Consider the following 4,298-nt stretch of genomic DNA (forward strand, 5'->3'; position numbering starts at 1 on the left):
GGCCCGACCAGTCCAAGGTCGACGCCGTCGACGACGACTGGGACCAGTTCGAGAGCTTCGAGGCCTATGATGCCTTCACCCGCGCCTGGCTGCTCGCGGCGCGCCGCGTGCTGAAGCCCAACGGCACCATCTGGGTCATCGGCTCTTACCACAACATCTTCCGCGTCGGCGCGAGGATGCAGGACCTTGGCTTCTGGATCCTCAACGACGTCGTCTGGCGCAAGACCAACCCGATGCCGAACTTCCGCGGCCGCCGCTTCCAGAACGCGCATGAGACGATGATCTGGGCCTCGCGCGACCAGAAGGGCAAGGGCTACACCTTCAACTACGAAGCGCTGAAAGCGTCGAACGACGACCTGCAGATGCGCTCCGACTGGCTGTTCCCGATCTGCACCGGTGGCGAGCGCCTGAAGGACGACAACGGCAACAAGCTGCATCCGACGCAGAAGCCGGAGGCATTGCTTGCCCGCATCATGATGGCCTCGACCAAGCCGGGCGACGTCGTGCTCGATCCCTTCTTCGGCTCGGGCACTACCGGCGCCGTCGCCAGGCGCCTCGGCCGCCACTTCGTCGGCATCGAGCGCGAGCAGGGCTATATCGATGCCGCCAATGAGCGCATCGCATCCGTTCGCCCGCTTGATGGCGCCGACCTCACCGTGCTTTCGGGCAAGCGCGCCGAGCCGCGCGTCGCCTTCATCAGCCTGATCGACACCGGCCTGGTGGCGCCGGGCGCCACGCTCTATGACGCCAAGAAGCGCTGGGCCGCCAAGGTGCGCGCCGACGGCACGCTGGCCATCGGCGACAGCGCCGGCTCGATCCACAAGATCGGCGCCGAAGTGCAGGGGCTGGATGCCTGCAACGGCTGGACCTTCTGGCACTACGAGCGCAGCGGCGGGCTGACCCCGATCGACGAGCTGCGGCGCATCGCGCGCCTCGGCATGGAGCGGGCAGGCGGCTGATCCGCCAGACCAATTCCAGGAAAAGTGCGCAGCGGTTTTCCGTCCGGAATTGCGGAAGAACAATATTCAAGAGCGGTTCGGCGATCCCATGGAATCGTCGAACCGCACTTGAATCAAGACGTGAACGGATCGCCGCAAGCGATTCAGATCAAGCCGCAATCCCAAACCGCTCAAGGTCTGCTTGAAGCGCCTTGGCGTCGGTGAACAGCACCGCCTGCCAGCCGGCGGCCTTGGCCCCATCGACATTCTTCTGGCTGTCGTCGATGAACAGCGTCGCCGAGGGTTCGAGCCCGAAGGCCGCGATGTGATGATCGTAGATGGCGCGGTCCGGCTTGATCAGGCCGATCTCGCCCGAGACGGTCACGCCGCGCGGGCGGCCGAGAAAATCGAAGCGCTGACGGGCTTCAGCAAGTGTGTCGACGGCAAAGTTGGTTAGCAAGGTCACGTCATGGCCGCCTTCGATCAGTCCGACCATGATGGCGACGCTGTCGTCATAGGCATGCGGCACCATCTCGTGCCAGTGGCGGCGGAAGTTTCGGATGTTCTCGGCGTGGCCGGGATGCTCGGCGATCAGCAGCGCCTCGGCCTCTTCCCACGTGCGGCCGCGATCCTGCTCGAGGTTCCATTCGCTGGTGCAGACATTGGCGAAGAACCACTTCCGCTCTTCCACATTGGGGATCAGTCGGCTGAACGCAAGGTCCGGGTCGTAATGGATCAGCACCCTGCCGATGTCGAATACGATGTGGCGGATTTCAGTCATTGCCTGCCTTTCAATGTGGACGCTTTTTGGTCGCGCCGGGTATCGCCGCCTCGATTACCTTTTTCATGACGGTGGGCAGCGCTTCCCCGGAAATTTCATGGGCCAGCGACCAGAAATGCCCACCCGGCACATCACCTTTGATGTGGGCATGAAAGACTTCGAGTTCGAGCGCGAAATGCGTGAAAACATGGCCGATCCGCCCGGCGCGCCGCCAGTCGGCCGGAAAGGGTGCTGCAGCTGGCGTGGTCGCGCCATCGATCCGCGCCGTCCAGGCAGTGGTGGGCACCTCGGTCATGCCGCCGAGCAGCCCCTTGTCGGGTCGCTTGCGCAGCAGGATGGCGCCATCGCTGCGTTGGGCGACAAAGGCAGCACCCCGCCTGAGCGGCTTGTCGTCCTTCGGCAGGCGGACCGGGAACCGCTCCGGATCGCCAGAAAGGATCGCGCTGCAATCTTCCCGCACCGGGCACAGCATGCAGCGCGGGCGGCGCGGCGTGCAGATCGTCGCGCCGAGATCCATCATCGCCTGGGCGAAATCGCCGGGCCTTGTTTGCGGCACCAGCTTTTCGACCAGTGCGCGGATCTCTGGCTTGGCCTCGCCGAGTGGCGTTTCGATCGAATAGAGCCGCGAGATGACGCGCTCGACATTGCCGTCGACGACAGCGGCCGGCCGGTCGAAGGCTATCGCCGCTATCGCCGCTGCCGTATACGCTCCGATGCCCGGCAATTGCCTCAGGCCGGCTTCGGTGTCGGGGAAGCGGCCGCCCTGCCGCGCCACGAGATCGGCGCAAGCCTTCAGGTTGCGCGCCCGGGAATAATAGCCGAGCCCGGCCCAGGCCTTCATGACGTCCTCGGCGGGCGCGGCGGCCAGCGCCTCGACGCTCGGCCATTTCTCCAGGAAGCTGCGGAAATAGGCTTTCACCGCCTCAACGGTGGTCTGCTGCAGCATCACCTCGGAGAGCCACACGCGGTAGGGATCGGGCCTTGTCCCGCGCGCGAGTGCCCCCGGTATTACACGCCAGGGCAGGTCGCGGTGATGCGCGTCATACCAGGCAAGCAGGCGGGCGGAGATATCCAAGGATTCGCTTTCGCCGGCGTCTCCGGATACGGCCTTCTCGGCTGCGGCCTTGCGGGTCTGGTCTTGCGGTGCCATTGATCGGGTGGGTTTGGGATCGGAGAACGCACATGGCAGGGAAAAGGCCCTTCGGCAATCCCGTTCCGGTGAGCGATCTCGCGACCGAGATCCTCGACCCGGTGCTGAGGAAGCGCGCCGGCATCTCGATCGGACTGGTGCAATCGTGGGAAGAGATCGCCGGCCCACGCTTGGCCAGCCACTCGCGCCCGGAAAAGATCCAATGGCCGCGCCGCCTGCACGAGGACGATCCGTTCGAGCCGGCAATGCTTATCATCGCCTGCGAAGGCATGGCGGCGCTGCATCTGCAGCATGAGGCCGGCGAGGTCATCAACCGCGTCAACGCCTTTCTGGGCTTCAACGCCATCGGCCGCATCAAGATATTGCAGAAGCCGGTCCTTTCGGCAAAAGCCCGTCCGAAACCGGCGCCGAGGCCGCTCAGCGAGGCGGAGAAATCGAAGCTGGCGCGCACGGTCGGCAAGATCGAGGACGATGGCCTGCGCGCTTCGCTCGAACGGCTCGGAGCGACCATTCTGGGTCAAAAAAGGCCGTGAGCGTATCTCCCGAAAGTGTGCGGCGGTTTTGGGAAAAGTGGTGTGGCGTGCTGCAAAATCGTCGTCAATATCGCGTATTCGTGATCGCGGCCGAAAAATTTGGCGATTGGATTGGGGACGGCGATGCCTTAATTCGCGCCAACTCTCGCCTTTTCTAGCCCTTGCATTGCAAAATCCAACCGATATCAGGTGATTCGCATGAACCGTTCTTTGTCCCGCAGGAACCTTTTGACCACGCTGGCCGCCGTTCCGGCTGTGGCGCTGCTTGCCGCGTGCAGCGACTCTGGCGAGGACGCGAAGGCGGCCGATGTGAAGCCCGCCAACCCGTCGACGCCAGCCAAGCCGGCCACGCCGGCCGCCGCTAAGGCGCCGGAGGCTCAAGGCACGGTCGACATGGCGGAACTGTTGAAGCCCGGCGCTTTGCCCGAAAAGCAGCTCGGCAAGGACGACGCCAAGGTCACCATCGTAGAATATGCGTCGATGACCTGCCCGCATTGCGCGCATTTCGCCATGACCACCTTCCCTGAGTTGAAGACCAAGTACATCGACACCGGCAAGGCCCGCTACATCCTGCGCGAATTCCCGTTCGATCCCAGCGCCGAGGCAGGCTTCATGCTGGCGCGCTGCGCCAAGGACAACTATTTCCCGATGGTCGATGTGCTGTTCAAGCAGCAGCCGAGCTGGGTTGGCGTCAGCAACACCAAGGAAGCGCTGCTGCAGATCTCCAAGCTTGCCGGTTTTACACAGGAGTCCTTTGAGGCCTGCTTGACGGACCAGAAACTTCTGGACGATGTGAGAGCAGTCCAGAAACGCGGAGCGGACGAGTTCAAGGTCGACTCGACGCCGACCTTCTTCATCAACGGAAAGACCTACAAAGGGGCGATGTCGATTGAGGA

The 4,298-nt window shown here is 63.7% G+C and carries 5 protein-coding genes; 3 read left to right on the top strand and 2 right to left on the bottom strand.

From position 1 onward, the window contains the following. On the top strand, positions 1–959 hold a 959-nt coding region (locus EOA38_RS29225; RefSeq protein WP_145966110.1), incomplete at its 5' end, for a site-specific DNA-methyltransferase. Between the two features lie 148 nt (positions 960–1,107). Here EOA38_RS29225 and EOA38_RS29230 read toward each other — a convergent pair. Then, positions 1,108–1,719, bottom strand: a complete 612-nt coding sequence (locus EOA38_RS29230; RefSeq protein ID WP_127300868.1) for an HAD family phosphatase — start codon at positions 1,717–1,719, stop codon at positions 1,108–1,110. A 10-nt stretch (positions 1,720–1,729) separates the two neighbouring features. Next, complete coding sequence (gene mutY / locus EOA38_RS29235; RefSeq protein ID WP_127300869.1) at positions 1,730–2,869, bottom strand: A/G-specific adenine glycosylase; 1,140 nt, start codon at positions 2,867–2,869, stop codon at positions 1,730–1,732. A 32-nt stretch (positions 2,870–2,901) separates the two neighbouring features. Here mutY and EOA38_RS29240 point away from each other — a divergent pair, with 32 nt between their 5' ends. Together EOA38_RS29240 and EOA38_RS29245 are read left to right on the top strand one after the other, a co-directional pair. Beyond that, a complete protein-coding gene (locus EOA38_RS29240) occupies positions 2,902–3,402 on the top strand; it encodes a DUF721 domain-containing protein (protein ID WP_127221740.1) in 501 nt (166 codons plus the stop codon). A gap of 198 nt (positions 3,403–3,600) precedes the next feature. Then, on the top strand, positions 3,601–4,298 hold a 698-nt coding region (locus EOA38_RS29245), incomplete at its 3' end, for a DsbA family protein (protein WP_145966111.1).

This window comes from Mesorhizobium sp. M1E.F.Ca.ET.041.01.1.1 (genome assembly GCF_003997355.1).
In the GTDB taxonomy this organism is placed as follows: Bacteria; Pseudomonadota; Alphaproteobacteria; order Rhizobiales; family Rhizobiaceae; genus Mesorhizobium.

What these genes read in the sequence shown, in the direction of transcription:
- EOA38_RS29230 (WP_127300868.1), bottom strand. Translation starts at nt 1,719, where the DNA reads ATGACTGAAATCCGCCACATCGTATTCGACATCGGCAGGGTGCTGATC.
- mutY (WP_127300869.1), bottom strand. Translation starts at nt 2,869, where the DNA reads ATGGCACCGCAAGACCAGACCCGCAAGGCCGCAGCCGAGAAGGCCGTA.
- EOA38_RS29240 (WP_127221740.1), top strand. Translation starts at nt 2,902, where the DNA reads ATGGCAGGGAAAAGGCCCTTCGGCAATCCCGTTCCGGTGAGCGATCTC.